This is a genomic window from Streptomyces sp. NBC_01294 (genome assembly GCF_035917235.1).
Lineage (GTDB): Bacteria > Actinomycetota > Actinomycetes > Streptomycetales > Streptomycetaceae > Streptomyces > Streptomyces caledonius.
In genome coordinates this window covers 7,897,521-7,914,955 of sequence record NZ_CP108423.1, presented here as the reverse complement: position 1 = coordinate 7,914,955, position 17,435 = coordinate 7,897,521, and the positions used below count along the sequence as shown (strand labels likewise).

Here is a 17,435-nt window from a genome sequence, read left to right as displayed (position 1 = left end):
GCGTGTCACGCACCATCACGGCCGCGGCCAAGCCGCCCGCGTCCGGCCTCGCGCCGGATGCGGGCGGCCGCCGTCTGCCCCGCACCGTGCATCCCGTCGCGTGGTGGATCTGGGCCCTGGCCCTGGCCACGGCGGTGAGCCGCACCAACAACCCGCTGCTGCTGTTCCTCGTCCTCGCGGTCCTCGGCTACGTGATCACCATGCGCCGTACCGAGGCCCCCTGGGCGCGGGGCTTCAAGTACTACCTCTACCTCGCGCTCACCGTCGTCGCGATCCGCGTCGTCTTCCGCGCCGTCTTCGCCACGGGCATCACGCCCCGCGACCACTTCCTCTTCTCCCTCCCCCACATCCCCACCCCCGACTGGTACGCGGGCATCCAGCTCGGCGGGCCGGTGTCGCTGGAAGCGCTGCTCTCGGCCGCGACCGACGGGCTGCGCCTGGCCTGCATGCTGTGCTGCATCGGCGCCGCCAACACCCTCGCCAACCCCAAACGGGCCCTGCGCGTCCTGCCCGGCGCCCTCTACGAACTCGGGGTCGCCGTCACCGTGTCCATCAGCGTCGCACCCCAGCTGGTGCAGAGCGTCCAGCGCGTCCACCGGGCCAAGCGGCTGCGGGCCGGCCGCGCCAAGGGGCTCCGGGCCCTGCGCGGCATCATCGTCCCCGTCCTCGAAGACGCCCTGGAGCGGTCCCTGCGGCTGGCCGCTGCCATGGACTCCCGCGGCTACGGCCGCGCCGGCACGGCCACCCGCCGCTCCCGCCGTCTGACGGGCGCCCTGATGCTGCTCGGCATGTGCGGCCTGTGCGCCGGGGCGTACGGCCTCCTCGACGCCACCGCGCCGAAGCTGCTCGGGCTCCCCGCCATGGGCGCGGGCGCCCTGCTGTGCTTCGCCGGACTCCGCCTCGGCGGCCGCCGCATCACCCGCACCACCTACCGGCCCGACCCCTGGCGGGCCGCGGAGTGGGCCGTCGCGGGCTGCGGCGTCCTGTCCGCGGTACTCCTCTTCAGCAACGCCGGCTTCAACGCCGCCGAGCTCAACCCGTCCATCTACCCGCTCAGCTGGCCCGCGCTGCCGCTGGTACCCGCCGCGGCGATCCTCCTCGCCGGGACCGCCGGCTTCCTGGCACCGCCCCCGGCCGCCCCCGCCCGACCGGCCGCTCCCGCCCGATCGACCGCCCCCGTACAGCGCACCGAGGAACCCAAGTGATCCACTTCGACCAGGTCACCGTCCAGTACGAGGACACGGCCGAACCCGTGCTGCGCGACGTGGACCTGACCGTCGAGGAGGGCGAACTCTGCCTCGTCGTCGGCCACACCGGCGTCGGCAAGTCCACCCTGCTCGGCGCCGTCAACGGGCTCGTCCCGCACTTCACCGGCGGCACTCTCTACGGGCGCGTCCTCGTCGACGGCCGCGACACCGCCGACCACCCGCCGCGCGAACTCGCGGATGTGGTCGGCGTCGTGGGACAGGACCCGCTCGACGGTTTCGTCACCGACACCGTCGAGGAGGAACTCGCCTACGCCATGGAACAGTTGGCGGTCCCCCCGGCCACCATGCGCAAACGCGTCGAGGAGACCCTCGACCTCCTCGGCCTCGCCGACCTCCGCCACCGCGCCCTGCACGAGCTCTCCGGCGGGCAGCAACAGCGTGTCGCCATCGGCTCGGTCCTCACCGCCCACCCCCGGATCCTGGTCCTCGACGAGCCCACCTCGGCCCTGGACCCGACCGCGGCGGAGGAGGTGCTCGCCGCCGTCACCCGGCTCGTGCACGACCTGGGCGTCACCGTCCTGCTCGCCGAACACCGTCTGGAACGCGTGGTCCAGTACGCCGACCGCGTCATCCACCTCCCCGGCGACGGCCGCGTCGTCTCCGGTACGCCCGCCGAGATCTTCCGTACGTCCTCCATCGCCCCGCCCATCGTGGAGCTCGGCCGCGCCGCGGGCTGGAACCCGCTCCCCCTCTCGATCCGCGACGCCCGCCGGGCCGCGGCACCGCTGCGCACCCGGCTGGCCGGCGCCGCTCCCCCGCCGGTACGGCCCGCTCCCGCCGCGGACGGCACGGAGCTGCTCACCGCGCGCGGCGTCACCGTCGCCTACCACGGCGTGCCGGCCGTACGGGAGGTCGATCTGACCCTGCACGGAGGCGAGGTCACCGCGCTCATGGGCCGCAACGGCTCCGGCAAGTCCTCCCTCCTGTGGGCCCTCCAGGGGTCCGGTCCCCGCAAGGCCGGCTCCGTGGCCGTCGGTGCTCCCGACGGCCCGAAACCGCGGGATCCGCAGAAGCTCTCCGCCGCGGACGCGCGGCAGTTGGTCGGCCTGGTCCCGCAGACCCCAACCGACCTCCTCTACCTGGAGTCGGTCAAGCAGGAACTCGACCAGGCAGACGCCGAGTCCGGGGTGTCGGCGGACGGGATCCGGGCCCGCACGATCCTGGACCGACTGGCTCCCGGCATCCCCGACACCACCCACCCCCGCGACCTGTCGGAGGGCCAGAAGCTCGCCCTCGTCCTCGCGATCCAGCTGACCGCCGCCCCCCGGGTGCTGCTGCTGGACGAGCCCACCCGCGGACTCGACTACCGCGCCAAGGGCGAACTGATCCGCATCGTCGACGACCTGGCCGCCGAGGGGCGCGCCGTGGTGATCTCCACGCACGACGTGGAGTTCGTCGCCCGGGCCGCCGACCGCGTCGTGGTCATGGCCGAGGGTGACGTCGTCGCCGACGGCCCGACCACCGAGGTCATCGTCGCCTCCCCCGTCTTCGCCCCGCAGACCGCGAAGATCCTGGCCCCGCTGCCCTTCCTCACCGTGGACCAGCTGGCCGCCGTACTCCCCGCCGACGGAACGGACCCGGACGCGTGAGCACGTACACCGCGGCCATCCGCATCCGCGCCCGGGCCGGGATCGTCATCGGCATGGCGGCCTTCCTCGGGGTCGTCGCGTTCTTTTGGCCGTTCCTCGTCGCCCCGGGCAAGTTCGGCTCGAACTACGCGCCGCCCCTGATCTTCGGTGTCCTGCTCGTCATCGTGCTGTGCGTGGTGATCTCCGAGATCGCCGAGGGCGGCATCAACTCCAAGGCCCTGGCGATGCTGGGTGTCCTGTCGGCCGTCAACGCCGCCATCCGCCCGCTGGGCGCGGGGACCGCCGGCATCGAGACGGTGTTCTTCATCCTCGTCCTGGCCGGCCGCGTCTACGGCCCCGGCTTCGGCTTCACCCTGGGCTGCACCTCGCTCTTCGCCTCCGCCCTCATCACGGGCGGCGTCGGGCCCTGGATGCCGTACCAGATGTTCGGCTGCGCCTTCGTCGGCATGCTGGCCGGCTTCCTGCCGAAGGCCACGGGGCGCCGGGAGGTCGCCCTGCTCGCCGTCTACGGCTCCGTGTCCGGCTACCTCTTCGGTTTCCTCCTCAACCTCTCCTTCTGGCCCTTCTCCCTCGACCCGAACAGCTCCATCGCCTACCTCCCCGGTCTTCCCTTCACCGAGCAGTTCCAGCGCTACCTCGCCTTCGACCTGGCCACCTCCCTCGGCTGGGACACCGGCCGGGCCGTCACCAACTTCGTCTGCATCTGCCTGGCCGGCCCGGCCGTCCTGACCGTCTTCCGCCGCGCCGCCCGCAAGGCCCGCTTCCACGCCCCCATCCGCTTCGCACCCCGTACGGTCACGGCCCCTCCCTGGCGGGCCGGGCGAGCGGGCGAGCGGGCCGGGGATGACGGCTACCCGTCTGCCGAGGCTGCCGCCGGTAGTCGCTGGTCACGGAGGCGAACATGACCGCCCGGGTGTCACCGGCGGCCCGCAGCAGTGCGGCGTGGGACATGGCCACGACGAAGGGGGCCAGGCTCAGCAGTGCCAGTGGTGTCGCGGCCGAGGGGCAGGTTGAGGGCGGTGTACATCGAGACCCGCGTGGCTCCGATGCCGGCGCACGCCCTGGAGGGTGAACGAGACGGCGGCGAAGGCAACGGCGAAGGCCATCACCCGCAGGGAGGCGGCGCCCGGCCCGATCAGGTCGTCCGGGGCGCCCAGCAGCGACAGGACCGGGCCGGCCGTGGCGCACGCGTGCATTCCGCGCCGTGCACGGCGACGGTCCCGGCGAGGCCAGGCGGTCCGGTGCGAGTCTGCAGTCCCCGCCACGGCTGTCCTTCCGCCTCACCGTCGAAGGGAGCAGCAGCATGCGGTACCGGGTCGTGGAGAAGGATGAGTTCCGTGTGGTCGGCAGGAAGGTGCGCGTCCCCCTCGTGCACGAGGGAATGAACCCTGCCCTCGCCGACTTCATCCGGGGCATCGGGCAGGAGACGCTGCAGCGCATGCAGAGTCTGTCCGACCAGGAGCCGCAGGGGATCGTAGGGGTGAGGGACAACCTCGACCCGAGTCGGGGATGCCGGCTCCCCACAGGGAACGGTCGCCCGGTGAACCTCCCGTACCGGGCCTGCGTCTTCTCTCTCGATCGTCACTACACGCACAGGAGAAGAGACCGTTGACCGACAAGGAAGTTGAGCAGACCGACGAGCGGGGTTACGGCCCGGGGCCCTGGTGGGCGGAACTCGGTGCGTGGGGGGCTGTCGGACTGATCGTCGTCGGGGTTGTCTCGGCCCTGTGGGTCTTCCTCCGGCTGCCCGGCACCCCGGAGAACCTGGCGACCGGCTACTACCAGGCCGCCAAGGTCCTCGCCATCGGCCTGGTACTCGCAGGAAGCGCCCTGCTGGGCCGCCGCCGTCCGGTTGCTGCCCGGGGAGCAACGTCAGACGGCGCGGCTTCCTGAATCCCGCATAGTCTCATCCATCCGGGGGGCAGGGACCCGGCAGGCAGGGACCGGCCGGGGCCGGTCGGGCGGCGTCCGGCGGCTGCGACCGTCAGGAGGCCGGGGGCGGGGGCGGGGCTCCCGGGTCCTTGCGGTCGCGGTCGTCCTTCTTCCCCCCGGGTGCCTCGTCCTGCGCCGGGCCGATGCGGAACTCGAAGCCGCCCGCGTACTTCTCGTGGCCCGCGATCACGGCGTCCTCCAGCGCCTCCTCGGCGAGTTCGCCGCGTACGATCAGCGGGTCCTGGCGGAGGTCCCGCAGAGGGCCCAGCACATGCCGATCATCACCAGGACGAACGGTGCCGCGACGAGGATCGTCAAGTGCTGCAGGCCCGCGAGGGCGTCGCCCTTGCCCTCGCCGACGAGCAGCATCACGGCCGCCACGCTCCCGGTCACCACGCCCCAGAAGATGACGATGAACCGGGCGGGTTCGAAGGTGCCCTTCTGGGAGAGGGTGCCCATCACGATCGACGCGGCGTCGGCGCCGGAGACGAAGAAGATGCCGACCAGAACCATCACGAGCAGGCTCATCACGCCGGCGATCGGGAACTCCTGGAGCACACCGAAGAGCTGCGCCTCGGGCGTGGTCGCTTCGCCGAGTTTCCCCTGCTCCTTCAGGCGCATGGCCGTACCGCCGAAGACGGCGAACCAGACGAGACTCACGGTGCTGGGCACCAGGATGACGCCGCCGACGAACTGACGGATCGTACGGCCCCGGCTGATGCGGGCGATGAACATGCCGACGAACGGCGTCCAGGAGATCCACCAGGCCCAGTAGAAGACCGTCCAGCTGCTCAGCCAGTCGGCGACGTCACCGCCGCCCGTGGACGCCTCGGTGCGGCCGATCAGCTGGGGCAGCTCGCCGAAGTAGGCGGCGAGGGACGTCGGGATCAGGTCGAGGACCAGGACGGTGGGGCCGACGACGAACACGAAGGCCGCGAGGATGACGGCCAGCACCATGTTGATGTTGGAGAGCCACTGGATGCCCTTGTCCACGCCGGAGACGGCGGAGAAGATGAAGCAGACGGTCAGTACGCCGATGATGGCGACGAGCAGCCCCGTCCCGGCCTTGCTCAGCCAGCCCACCTCGTGCAGGCCGCTGCCGATCTGGAGCGCGCCGAGCCCCAGGGACGTGGCGGAGCCGAACAGCGTGGCGAAGATCGCCAGGATGTCGATCACCCGGCCGGCTGCGCCCTCGGCGCGCTTCTTCCCGAGGAGCGGGATGAAGACGGCGCTGATCGTCTGCCGCCTGCGGCGCCGGAAGGTGCTGTACGCGATGGCCAGCCCGACGACCGCGTAGATGGCCCACGGGTGCAGCGTCCAGTGGAAGAGCGTGGTGGCGAGCGCCGTCTGCATGGCCTCCGCCGAGTCGGCGGGGTCGGTGCCAGGCGGCGGAGAGGTGTAGTGCGCGAGGGGTTCGCTGACGCCGCAGAACATCAGGCCGATGCCCATGCCGGCGCTGAACATCATGGCGACCCAGGAGACGGTGCTGAACTCCGGCTTCTCGTGCTCCTGGCCGAGCTCGATCCGTCCGTACCGGCTGATGGCGAGCCAGAGCGCGAAGACGACGAACCCCGAGGCGGCCAGGACGAAGGCCCAGCCGCCGTTGTGCATCAGGCCGCTCAACAGGGTGTCGGAGACGCGCTCCAGCGCGCTGGTGGCCGTGACGCCCCAGATCACAAAGCCCAAGGTCAGCACGGCCGTCACGCCGAAGACCACCCGGTCGGTGACGGGCGCCTTGTCCTCGTGCGGGTGGCGGCCGGGCAGGGCCGCACTCACGGGCAGCCGCAGCCTCTGCCCCGGTTTACGTTGCTCCTGAGACACAGGCGGCGCCTTCCGCGATCATTGCCCGATTTGGCTTCCGTTATCCCGTACCACGGCGGGCACACACACCTGTCCCGGTATCAACAGGCAGCAATCGGGCACCCCTCTGCGAGGTGGGGCCGCACAGGTGTCGAGGAGGAGCGGCACGAGAGCAGGCTCGGCCCGGGAGAGGGAAGATCACGATCATCCGGCTAAGGGGGCATCTGCTCCCCCGCGTTGCCCAGCCGGCTGCTCCAGCCTGATGGCGCACGCGTGCATGTCGCAGTTGGGTCATGTCGCAGTTGCGCCGCATGAAGCCGGTGTCGCCTCGGCCTGATCGGCGGATCATTCCCACAGCCGGTGATCACCGGTGCACGGAAGAAGGCTCCCGCTCGTGGCTTCGGCCCGTCCGGGGCCGGATGTCAACAGGGTCGACATCGATCGGCGGCGGTGTGTCGGCGGCAGTACAGCCGTACGTCCCACTGCCCTGCCGGGGGTTCCGTGCTGCAAGGCGCGCCTTCGTCTCGGGTCGGACCCTGCGATCCATCCGTGGGCGCAAGGTGTACGAGCGAGAGGAAACCATGAGGTTCGAGTTCACGAGACCAGCGTTCAGCACGGTCGTGGGGATCAGCATGCTGCTGGTCGCCGGCACACCGTCGACATCCCTGGCACTTGCAAATCCCGCCGGCACAGCATCGCCTTCGGCTTCGACGTCCAGCCTCCCCGGCAAGGATGCCTCGGCCGGCGCGCAGCAGTGGATCCCGCTGATCACCGGCGACCGGGTGGCGGTGAACGCGAAGGGCGAGGTCGTCGCCAGATATCCCGCCAAGGGACGTGAAGACATCCCCATCTTCACTGAGACCGTCGGCAAACATACCTACGCTGTGCCCGCTGACGCGCGGGCTCTCATCGACAGTGGCCGGCTGGACCGGCGCCTGTTCGATGTGACCACGCTGAGCTCGCCCTTCCACGCGAAGCACCAGGACGTGCGGCTCATCGTCATGTACGAGGGGGCTCGCCCGGCGGCCAGGACGGCGCTGTACTCAACCGCCGGCGCCGAGGTGCAGCGCACCCTGCCGAGCATCAACGCGGATGCCGTGACCGCACCCGTGAACAGTGCCGCGAAGCTGTGGTCCACGCTCACCAGCGGGACGGCCGACGCCACGAACCGCACAGCCGCGCCGGGCATCGCCTCGGTGTGGCTCGACGGTGTCGTCGAGGCCACCCTCGACAAGAGCGTGCCTCAGATCGGCGCTCCCGCGGCCTGGGACGCCGGGTTCGACGGAGCCGGCGTCCGCATCGCGGTCCTGGACAGCGGAGTCGACTCCACGCATCCCGACCTGGCCGGGCAGGTGGTCGCCGAGCGCAACTTCTCCGCGTCACCGAACATGAAGGACCTGTACGGTCACGGCACGCACGTCGCGTCCATCGCGGCCGGCACGGGGGCGAAGTCCGGCGGCACCCACAAGGGTGTGGCGCCGGGCGCTCGGATCCTCAACGCCAAGGTCCTCGACGACAAGGGCACAGGCTCCATGTCCGGTGTCATCGCCGGCATGGAGTGGGCGGCGGCCGAGAAGGTCGACATAGCCAATCTCAGCCTCGGCTCGACCGATGCTCCGGGGACCGACCCGATGGAAGCGGCCGTCGAAAAGCTGTCGGCGGAGAGTGGAACCCTCTTCGTCATCGCGGCCGGCAACAGTGGCGGTGCCGGCACGGTCGCCACGCCCGGCAGCGCGGACGCCGCCCTCACCGTCGGCGCGGTGGACAAGCAGGACCAGCTCGCCAGTTTCTCCAGCGCCGGCCCGCGCGTGGGTGACAGTGCGATCAAGCCGGACCTGACGGCACCCGGAGTGGACATCGCGGCCGCCATCCCGGAAGACAGCCTGCTGGCCAACATCGGCGCTCCGCCCGTGAATGGCTACAAGGGTCTCAACGGCACGTCGATGGCCACGCCGCACGTGGCCGGTGCAGCGGCCATTCTCGCCCAGCAGCATCCCGACTGGAGCGCCGACGACATCAAGAAGGCGCTGGTCGGCTCGACGAAGCCGGGCGCCCACACGGCGTTCGAGCAGGGCTCCGGCAGGGTCGACCTGGGCAGGGCACTCAAGCAGTCCGTGATCAGCCGGGAGACCTCACTCTCCTTCGGTCTCGCGCAGTGGCCGCACACCGGCGACCAGCCGGTCGCCAAGAACCTCACGTACCGCAACACGGGGAGTGCTTCGGTCACGCTGAAGCTGACCGTGAACGCGACCGGGCCGGACGGCAACCCCGCGCCCCAGGGCATGTTCACGGTTGACGAGCAGGTCACGATCGCGGCGCACGGCGAGGCCACGGTGCAGGTCACCGCCGACACCCGCCTCGGAGGTGACCTGCACGGTACCTACTCCGGGCGGATCACCGCCACGGGCGGCGGACAGAGCGTCGGCACCGCCGTGGGCGTGGAGCGCGAGTCGGAGCGGTACACCGTCACATTCAAACCCCTGGACCGCACGGGCAAGCCCATGCCGGCCCCGGCTTGGAATGCCACCCTGCAGGGCCTGGCCGGCCCCGCGGAGACCACCTTCGCGCCCCTGAACGAGGGCCAGTACTCGATACGCGTCCCCAAGGGCCGATACCTCGTCAACTCCGTACTCAAGGTGGATCCGGCTGGTTCCTACGCCCAGGGCATGGACTGGATCAACCAGCCCAGACTCGACATCACCGCGGACACCACGGTGACGCTGGACGCACGCACCACCAAGCCGATCGATGTCACCGTACCGAACGAGCACGCCCAGCAGGCGATGGGCCACATCGCCCTGTACACGGCGCAGGCGAGCGGAGCAGGAATCGGGTACGGACTCATCACGAAGTCGTTCGAGCGGTTCCGCACCGCTCACATGGGTCCGAAGGTGGACCTCAGCGAACAGCCGCTGAGTCAGGCGCTGTCCGTCACGTTCACCACCGGCGCGACCGGGCACGACGACTACCACCTGACCTACGCGCCGAAGGGCGACACGCTCCTGACCGGCTTCACCCACCACCCCAAGTCCCGCGACTTCGCCAAGGTCGAACAACGGCTCGGGGCAACAGCCAAGAACCAGCTCGGCTTCGTCACCATGCGCTCGGAGCAGGGCGGCGGCTTCGGCACTCCGCGCGCCCTTCCTTACACCGGTACCATGCACCTTCTCTCGTCCAGCCCCACCTGGTGGTCCAAGTTCACCCAGGTCGACATGAACGACGTTGAGCAGAGTTCCCACTACGAGGACGGACAGCAGTTCAAGCCGGGTCGCTCGTACAAGCAGACATTCAACGTGGGTGTCTTCGGCCCCGACCTGCCTCCGGGCGCCGGCCTCATACGCGCCGACGAAACCCTGAACGGCGATCTTCCCCTCTTCTCGGACGGCAACGGTCACTTCAACCTCAACGGGATGCCCCACACGGAAGCCCGCACCGAGCTCTACCGCAACGGCGAGCTGGTCAGTTCGAGCATCAACCCGATGGACGTCTTCTACATCGCGGAGCCCGAACGAGCCGACTACCGCCTGACAGCCATGATCGACCGGAGCACGCTGGCCCCCCGTGTCTCCACGCGCGTCACCTCGAGCTGGACGTTCTCCTCCGAATACGCCCCCGGAGTCACCGCTCTCCCCGTCTCCGTGGTCCGCTTCACCCCCGCGCTGTCCCTCGACAACACCGCCAAGGCGGGGGCGAAGATGCGGGTCCCCGTGACCGTGAAGGGCTCTGCCGCCGGGAACAACCTCAAGTCCCTGTCGGTGTACGCCTCGTACGACGGGGGAGCCCACTGGCACAAGCTGACCGTGCGTGACGGTCGGGTCGAGGTGACCAACCCCAAGGCCGGCGGCAGCGTTTCCTTCAAGGCCAAGGCCGTCGACAAGCAGGGCAACGCCGTTGAACAGACCATCTCCCACGCGTATCTGACCAAGTAGACATTCGGTCTCACGGCAGACTCGGGGCATCGTGGGTCGAACGAGATCCTTGACCCATCCTTCCCGGGCGAGCAGAAAAGAGGCCGACGACGCTCCGGTTCAAGTGCGCCCGGGTCGCTGATCCCCGGACGCATCAGAGGTAACCGGACGGTCGAACGCGGCTCAACCCCGCTGTCCCACTCGCAGGCACACCAGCGAGTGGGACAGCGGACTGCGTCCTGCTCCTCCTCGCTGACGGGCACTGCGATTCCGGCCCAGACCGGCTCCACTGGCGCACACCCGAGGTGGTGCGGACCAGCCCGTCCGGCGGACCGGGCCGTCGGCGTGAGGCCGGTCTGGTGCGGCGTGACACCAACACCTCGTCACGACAGGCCGACCGGCTACCGCACTCGGTATCAACGCCCCGCCATCGACCCACGGCTGCAGACGTGGTGACTCCTTGCGCTGGACCAAGTCCAGGTCGGCCGCGGTGCCGACGGGATTCGAACCCGCGGACAGATAGGGGCAGGCCCGCCCCGTCTCCGTCAGTCGCCGTGGGAAGGACCTCGCCCACGTCGATCGCAATGGGCCGCTCTGCCACGGCACCGCAACCTGCGGGAATGCGCGCGCTCCCGCTCCGACCCAGGGTAGAGATCTCGCTCTCCGCGGGCGAGTCCATTTCCGGGACACCGCCAACCGCCGCCACGGGATCACAGGAGTCGTGCCGGAACCCGAGCACCAGCAGCACTTGTTCATCAGTCGGAGCAGTGTCCGCGGTCGGCTGCGACGCGAACAGTTACGGGACCGTGGCTGCGGAGGGCTTCTACTTCGATTCGACGTGTCCCACCGGGTCGGGTCCGGTCGCCAGCGCCTCGCAGGCGACCTGCCAGGCAGAGGCGCCGGGGTGGAGCTGGGTGTGGAGGTAGGCCGCCGTGAGCCGGGCCAGGGCGGCGACTCGCTCGGGGTTCTCGTCGGTGGTCTCGGCGGCGTCGTAGCCGGCGATCCCGCCGAGCCCGTGCTCCGCGTCGAACAGGGTGAGCAGGGTCTTGGGGCCGGGGGCCAGAGTGTAGGAGTCGGCGTGCCAGGCCGGCCCCATGTCGGTGAAGTGCCGGGAGTCGTCCTTGTCGCCGGCGACGACCAGCGCGGGTGCGGTCATGGTCGAGAAGTCGACGGCCCCGATGATCGGCCACCGCTCGGCCATGGGTCCGTTGAGGACGTCACCGCCCCTGCCGGGCGCGGCGAGCAGTACTCCCGCCTTGATCCGGGGCTCGACGACATGCACCACGTTCCCGGTGTCGGGGTCGGTGAGCCCGGCACCCAGCAGGAGGGCGGCAGTGAAGCCTCCGAGCGAGTGTCCCGCGAGGGCGACCTTGGTGTGGTCGATCCGTCCGGCGAGCTGCGGCACGGCGTTCTCGATCACGTCGAGCCGGTCGAGGATGTGGGTCATGTCCTCGGCTCGGGAGCGCCAGAAGTCGGGTGCGCCGGGGGCGTCGGCGACCAGGTGGGTCAGTGTGCTGGAAGTGAGGTGGGTGGGTTGGACGACGACGAATCCGTGTGCCGCCCAGAAGTTGGCGAGCGGAGCGTAGCCGTTGAGCGAGGAGAGGTGGTTCGAGGGGCCGTGGCCATGGGAGAGGAGGATGACGGGGAGGGCGGTACCGGTCGCGGGTGCGGAGACGCGTACCTGGAGATCCACGGGACGTCCGGGCACGGACAGGACCACAGGGCTGAAGGACAGAACCGGGACGGGCGCGGGCAAGGCGTCGGCGGCGGTGGATGTGCTCACGATGTGGGCTCCCTTTCGGTGGCGCCTGCCGCCCGCCGGCCTCCTGTAGCCGGCGGGCGGAGAAGACGGTCAGGGGCATCCCGTTTCGGCTAAGCTGAAACGGAACGTTGCTCCATTTAGTATCCGGAGCGTCGCTCCGTTTTGTCAATCGGTATCGACGGTGTCGAAGGAGAACGTGATGGCCGCCGAGGATCCTGCGGGGAATGCGCCGTCCCGAAGCAAGCGGGCTGACGCCCAGCGCAATCGGGAGACGGTGCTCACTGCCGCGGCCGAGGTGTTCGTCACCTCCGGCGTCGACGCGCCGATCCGCCAGATCGCGGCGCAGGCGGGCGTCGGGATGGCCACGATCTACCGCCACTTCCCGACCCGGGCGGACCTCGTCACCGCCGTGTACCAGCACCAGATCGAGGCATGCGCCGAAGCCGGCCCGAACCTGCTGGCCATGGCCGACTCACCGCTCGACGCACTGCACCAATGGATCGATCTCTTCGTCGACTTCCTCGTCACCAAGCACGGCCTCGCCGACGCCCTGCAGTCCGACAGCGACCGCTTCGCCGCGCTGCACGCCTACTTCCTCGACCGCCTGCTGCCCGTCTGCGCCCACCTGCTCGACGCCGCAGTCGAGGCCGGCGACATCAGGCCCGGCACACAGCCCTACGAGCTGATGCGCGGCATCGGCAACCTCTGCATCGGACGCGACAACGACCCCCGCTACGACCCCCGACGGCTGATCGCCCTCCTCCTCCAGGGACTTCAGCGACCACAGACGTCCTGATGCCGACGAGCAACTCGCAAACCAGGCCATGCCGACGGCGAACCAGGGGACGTCATCCCGATGCGCCGCAACTCGACAGACGCAGGCCACCGACCCTGCCGACCCTCTGGACGGCAGGGTCAGTCCGCGTCCGCGAACAAGGTGCTGATGTTGTTCCATATGAAGGCGTCCTTCCAGTCCGGACGCCCTTCAGCCCAGCCGCTCAAGGCAGCGATCACCCGATCCTGGGAGATCGTCCGGGTCTGGTAGTGCTCCGCCGCGGTCCCCTCACGGAACTCCAGCTGATAGGTGTTGTCATCCCTCAGCCACACCTGCACGTACCAGTCGCCGTCCGCCCCGTCGTCGACTCGCTCGACGATCACAAAGGCGTTGCCCCGGCCGAGGTTCGCCACCATCCGGCTCAACGCCGACGGCTTCGGGTTTCCCACCAGGCGACCATGTTCATCTCTCGCGCGCAGCATGGCCCGATCATCGCCCACGGGTCTGACAGCAGCCGCTGAGCAACCGGGCGCACTCGACCGGGCAGCCGGCGTGAGCCTCTCCCAACTCGACGCTATGGCCTACTGCATGCCTGTCGTAGCCCCTGGTAGGATCCTCGATCTCGATCCGCAGCCTTGGTTCTGCGTCCATGCGGCACGGCAGCGGCCGTCCGGTGACGGGCCAGGTGCAAGATCCACGCCAACGCGTCGAAGGGTCTTGCTGTGAAGAGGTTCGAGCAGAATGAGACGGCACCGGAAGCCGAAGGCGTTTACCTGCTGACCGTCGTCAGCCCCCGTAAGGGCGAAGGCACCAGCCCGACCGGGATCGTCGGCCGGTGCCTGGCACGGCAACTGCTCACCATGGGCCGGCACGTGCGGGTCATCGCCGAGCGGGACCAGTGCGGCGGCTGGCCTGACACGGTCGAAGTCGTCGAAGGCTCCATCACCCGGCCGCTGGAGTGCGCCCGAGCCTTCGACGGGGTCGAGTCCGCGTTCCTCGCCGGAGCCCATCCCTCCACGGTCCAGGACGCCTTGACCCTGGCGCGGAACGCCGCCGCCAGGAGGATCGTCCTGTTGTCGTCACACGGGCCGGAGTACGAGGAGGCGAATCCGCCGGAGACCTGGTTCTGGCTGGCGATCGAGAAGGCGGTGGAGCGCTCGGGCATCGCCTGGACGCACATCCGGCCGTCGGCTGTGATGGGTGCCGTCATCGAGGGGACCTACCCGGCCACAGGGTCGGACTGGCCTGACACCGTCCGCGCCGACGGGGTGATCCGTGAGGCTTTCCTCGACCAGGGCCACTACCCCTTCATTCACGAGGAGGACCTCGCCGCCGTAGCGGCTGCGGCCCTGATCGGCGATGACTTCACCGGGACGGTCATCGAGGCGGTGGGCCCGCCGCTGAGCACACGTTCACGCGTACGGAGCATCGCTGCTGCTCTCGGCCGCGACATCGATACGATCGAGCTGGCGCCGGACGAGAGCCGGGCGATCTGGCAACATCTTGGCTGGCCCGCCGGTGCGATCGACGTGACGCTGTACGCCCTTGAAGAGTACGGCGCCCGATTCACCGAACTCGTTCAGTGGACGGCCGACCAGCGGCCGTCCGTGGGTGACATCACCGGCCGTCCGCTGCGCACCTACGACGACTGGGTAAGCGAGAACATCGACTCATTTCGCTGACCTCGGCTTCATAGCCACCCTGAACAGCTTCCTCGCGGAGTGCGGGCGGCCGCTGGACGCAGGGGTGCGCGAGCAGCTGGAGGAGTTGTGTGGGCAAGCCCATGAGGCCAGCACCGGCCGTCCAGTTGGAAAACCCTGCTTGACGAGGGCACAGCCATCGCCGGGGCCGGCGAGTCGCTCGAAGGCGCTGTTTCCGACGGGTCAAGGCAGGCCATCAGCGTGGAGGCAGGCCGGGAGCCCCCGGCACAGCCCCCGCCACGCAATGTGTCCCACAGGGCCCGAGCAGGCTGTACCGAGCCGTTGGTCGGCAAGGCTCTCACCGCCATCGGACTCTGGTGGCCTGCGTCGTCATCTGGGCGGCGTGAGCGGTGGTGACGGGACCGGAGCGCGATGTGCTCTATCCGCATGCCGAGTAGCCCGGGCTTCTGCTCGCCGTCTGCGCCCCGCTCATTCTGGCAGCCGCGGTCATCGTGCCGTTCGCCACCGGCGCCGACAAACTGGGGCCGGTGGTACGCAGAACTCGGCCGGCACCGGGCCGACTGCGCCGCGCACGGGGCCGCGTCGTGCCGTCGGCCCGCTACCCGCCCGACTGGGACTGGTCCTGGCCTGCGCCTTCTTCGGTGGAGCCGGCCTGCTCCTGGAGTTCCTTGAAGGGCGTCTGCGCGGTGGAGCCCCGCACCTTCGCGAGACCATACCGATCAATGATCTTTTGGTTGAAGTAGGGAAATTTAGGATCGAAAATTATCCTGTCGCCCGGCGGCGACATGGCCACATCTATGCGCGGCCACTCACCATTGGAGACGCGCCACACCATTATACGCTGCTGACCCCGGGTCACATTGAGAATCTCACTGCTGTTTGAAATCCGGGATTCATTCTTGTATTTCGCATCGTGAGGTTCCCGAGGGCCCAGCCCCTTCCCTTGCCTCGTGAGCTCCTCGACGGTCACCCGGGACTGCTCGTAACCGGCAGGCAGTATCATCCTGTCTTTCCTGACCACGTACACTTCGGTCTGCGCCCTGATTGCCTCGTAGTCCGCGTTTTTGGGGATCTCGACGACCGCATCCTGCGCGATTTCTTCCCCTGGATTCAGAACGCGACCCGCCGGCGTGACGAACTCGCCATCATAGATCTTTTTGAACAAAGGGGGCCTGTCCTCGGAAGTAATGTTCGCGGGCCCGCCATGGATCCAGTAGATACTGCCGAGCACATAGACCGGAATCTGGCCGTCGTTCTTTACATAGAGATGCACCGTCACGTACACCACCGCCCCCGTTCCATCCGCGCTCGCCTCCTTGAATTCGGCTCCGCTCATGATCAGCGGGATGGTCGCATAGGGGACGTAGAACTGCGCATACGCCAGGTTGATGCTGGCCAGGAGGGTGGGGATGATCGCCCCGATCGCGATTCTCCCGGGATTGCGCAGACCCTTCCACGCCCGGGATCTGATGAGTCCGATACCCGCCGCCACAGACCCGATGAGGAAGAATATTGCGATCGCGGACCATCTGTTGAAATGTTCGCCGATCTGCAGGAGGAGAAGCGAGGAACTGCCGAGAAATACGATGACGACTCCGACCAGAACAGCGACTCCCGAATAGCGCCATTTTCGCTTGTGCCAATAGTCGAGAGTGGCCGCCGAGGCGATCAGCATCATCAGGCCTGCGGCAAGGATCGTATATCCGGCGATTCGTCCGCCGAAGGTCAGGGCATCACGGCTGTCCGCCCAGCCGATCTTGATGAGCAGGCATGCGGGCAGGAGGAAGCCGACAAACATGATTCCGCCGACCGCTCGTCGATGCACCACTCGATCCGGCCAGACAGCGTCGCCCCCGCCGACCCAATGGATGTCGTGCCCGACTTCCGAACCGGCATGGCGCAGGAGTATTTCGAGTTCCCTGAGGGACCGCACCTTGCCCGCGGATTTCCCGTCGATGGTGACTTTCCGCCAGCCGAGGTCATCAGGCGCCCCTACGGTTACCTCGGGCGTGTTCGCCATACCATCAGCCTGCCGCGTGTCCGCAGGACGCGCCCCTGGAGCGGTCCGTACTACCCCTCCCTGCGGGGTCACACCCATCGGAGTGCGCTCGACCCGGCGCGGGGTGAAGCTGGTCATGACGTGTTGGTGTCGCTCATCCTCAGAGGAACTCCCATGCGTACACGACTTCTCGGGTTCACCGCTGCTCTGCTACTGGCCGCTCTTGGCGCCCTGGGTCCCACTGCGCAGGCAGCCGTACCTGCTGTACCTGCCATCGACGGGCCGGCGTGTGTGCAGGGTGGCGGAACGGTGGAGTACGACTCCGGTGCCGGCATCTGGACCTGCGTGAGCGGCAGTCACGACGGCGAATCCATCAACTGACCACGGCCTTGGCGCTCAACACAGCCCTTGGGCCGTGCGGGCGGCTGGGCGACACGGATCGGCTGGACGTGTCGTTGCGCCGGCATAACCGACTTCATGGTGCAGATCCCCGCGGACTGGCTGGCCCGGGTCTTCCTGTTACTCCGTCGTGGCGCATCGGCGGATGCGAAGGCTCTGGCGGCAGAGCTGCGGCCGTTCACGGAAAAGCCCGGCCATCGAGTACCCGTCCCCAGATCGACGGTGATGCGCACGGAGTTGGCCTTGCGGGGGGAGATCGAAATCGCCGACGAAGGAAGCCGACGGGCGAAACTGTCCGAGGAAGCCGATTACTTGATCAAGGCGGGACGGCCCCACCGGTAG

General features: G+C 68.9%; 11 protein-coding genes, 1 tRNA gene and 2 pseudogenes. 9 read left to right on the top strand and 5 right to left on the bottom strand.

Annotated elements, in window-relative coordinates; genetic code table 11:
* Nucleotides 1–2: 2 nt before the first annotated feature.
* From OG534_RS35825 to OG534_RS35805, 5 genes and pseudogenes are all read left to right on the top strand, one after another.
* Nucleotides 3–1,205, top strand: coding sequence for an energy-coupling factor transporter transmembrane component T (locus tag OG534_RS35825; RefSeq protein ID WP_326586254.1), 1,203 nt, complete (start codon nt 3–5; stop codon nt 1,203–1,205).
* Nucleotides 1,202–2,857: an ABC transporter ATP-binding protein gene (locus tag OG534_RS35820; protein ID WP_326586255.1), complete on the top strand. Its 1,656-nt coding sequence runs from the start codon at nt 1,202–1,204 to the stop codon at nt 2,855–2,857. Before OG534_RS35825 ends, OG534_RS35820 begins: the two co-directional genes overlap by 4 nt.
* A gap of 53 nt (nt 2,858–2,910) precedes the next feature.
* On the top strand, nt 2,911–3,762 hold the full coding sequence (locus OG534_RS35815; RefSeq protein WP_442807205.1) for an ECF transporter S component: 852 nt from the start codon (nt 2,911–2,913) through the stop codon (nt 3,760–3,762).
* 284 nt (nt 3,763–4,046) lie between these two features.
* Nucleotides 4,047–4,364, top strand: a pseudogene (locus OG534_RS35810) (GyrI-like domain-containing protein); the annotation flags it as partial.
* Between the two features lie 101 nt (nt 4,365–4,465).
* Nucleotides 4,466–4,750, top strand: a complete 285-nt coding sequence (locus OG534_RS35805; protein ID WP_326586257.1) for a hypothetical protein — start codon at nt 4,466–4,468, stop codon at nt 4,748–4,750.
* A gap of 91 nt (nt 4,751–4,841) precedes the next feature.
* Here OG534_RS35805 and OG534_RS35800 read toward each other — a convergent pair.
* Nucleotides 4,842–6,571: pseudogene (locus OG534_RS35800) on the bottom strand (BCCT family transporter).
* Between the two features lie 599 nt (nt 6,572–7,170).
* Between OG534_RS35800 and OG534_RS35795 the strand changes: the two are divergent.
* The gene (locus OG534_RS35795; RefSeq protein ID WP_326586258.1) at nt 7,171–10,518 is read left to right on the top strand and encodes a S8 family peptidase; all 3,348 of its coding nucleotides are present in this window, start codon (nt 7,171–7,173) and stop codon (nt 10,516–10,518) included.
* A 467-nt stretch (nt 10,519–10,985) separates the two neighbouring features.
* Here OG534_RS35795 and OG534_RS35790 read toward each other — a convergent pair.
* Together OG534_RS35790 and OG534_RS35785 are read right to left on the bottom strand one after the other, a co-directional pair.
* Nucleotides 10,986–11,104 (bottom strand) — tRNA-Gly (locus OG534_RS35790).
* 216 nt (nt 11,105–11,320) lie between these two features.
* A complete protein-coding gene (locus OG534_RS35785; protein WP_326586259.1) occupies nt 11,321–12,280 on the bottom strand; it encodes an alpha/beta hydrolase family protein in 960 nt (319 codons plus the stop codon).
* Between the two features lie 178 nt (nt 12,281–12,458).
* Between OG534_RS35785 and OG534_RS35780 the strand changes: the two genes are divergently transcribed.
* Nucleotides 12,459–13,055: a TetR/AcrR family transcriptional regulator gene (locus OG534_RS35780; RefSeq protein ID WP_326586260.1), complete on the top strand. Its 597-nt coding sequence runs from the start codon at nt 12,459–12,461 to the stop codon at nt 13,053–13,055.
* A 119-nt stretch (nt 13,056–13,174) separates the two neighbouring features.
* On the opposite strand, the gene OG534_RS35775 is transcribed toward OG534_RS35780, so the two are convergent.
* A complete protein-coding gene (locus OG534_RS35775) occupies nt 13,175–13,516 on the bottom strand; it encodes a hypothetical protein (protein ID WP_326586261.1) in 342 nt (113 codons plus the stop codon).
* Nucleotides 13,517–13,756: 240 nt separating this feature from the next.
* Here OG534_RS35775 and OG534_RS35770 point away from each other — a divergent pair, with 240 nt between their 5' ends.
* Nucleotides 13,757–14,716, top strand: a complete 960-nt coding sequence (locus tag OG534_RS35770; protein WP_326586262.1) for an SDR family oxidoreductase — start codon at nt 13,757–13,759, stop codon at nt 14,714–14,716.
* A gap of 577 nt (nt 14,717–15,293) precedes the next feature.
* Here the strand turns inward: OG534_RS35770 and OG534_RS35765 are convergent.
* Nucleotides 15,294–16,832 (bottom strand): hypothetical protein, encoded by a 1,539-nt coding sequence (locus OG534_RS35765; RefSeq protein WP_326586263.1) that lies wholly within the window; start codon nt 16,830–16,832, stop codon nt 15,294–15,296.
* 339 nt (nt 16,833–17,171) lie between these two features.
* Here OG534_RS35765 and OG534_RS35760 point away from each other — a divergent pair, with 339 nt between their 5' ends.
* On the top strand, nt 17,172–17,435 hold the full coding sequence (locus tag OG534_RS35760; protein ID WP_326586264.1) for a hypothetical protein: 264 nt from the start codon (nt 17,172–17,174) through the stop codon (nt 17,433–17,435).

Coding starts and splice junctions, on each gene's coding strand:
- OG534_RS35760 (WP_326586264.1), top strand. CDS start 17,172: ATGGTGCAGATCCCCGCGGACTGGCTGGCCCGGGTCTTCCTGTTACTC.
- OG534_RS35795 (WP_326586258.1), top strand. CDS start 7,171: ATGAGGTTCGAGTTCACGAGACCAGCGTTCAGCACGGTCGTGGGGATC.
- OG534_RS35775 (WP_326586261.1), bottom strand. CDS start 13,516: ATGCTGCGCGCGAGAGATGAACATGGTCGCCTGGTGGGAAACCCGAAG.
- OG534_RS35765 (WP_326586263.1), bottom strand. CDS start 16,832: ATGACCAGCTTCACCCCGCGCCGGGTCGAGCGCACTCCGATGGGTGTG.
- OG534_RS35780 (WP_326586260.1), top strand. CDS start 12,459: ATGGCCGCCGAGGATCCTGCGGGGAATGCGCCGTCCCGAAGCAAGCGG.
- OG534_RS35815 (WP_442807205.1), top strand. CDS start 2,911: ATGGCGGCCTTCCTCGGGGTCGTCGCGTTCTTTTGGCCGTTCCTCGTC.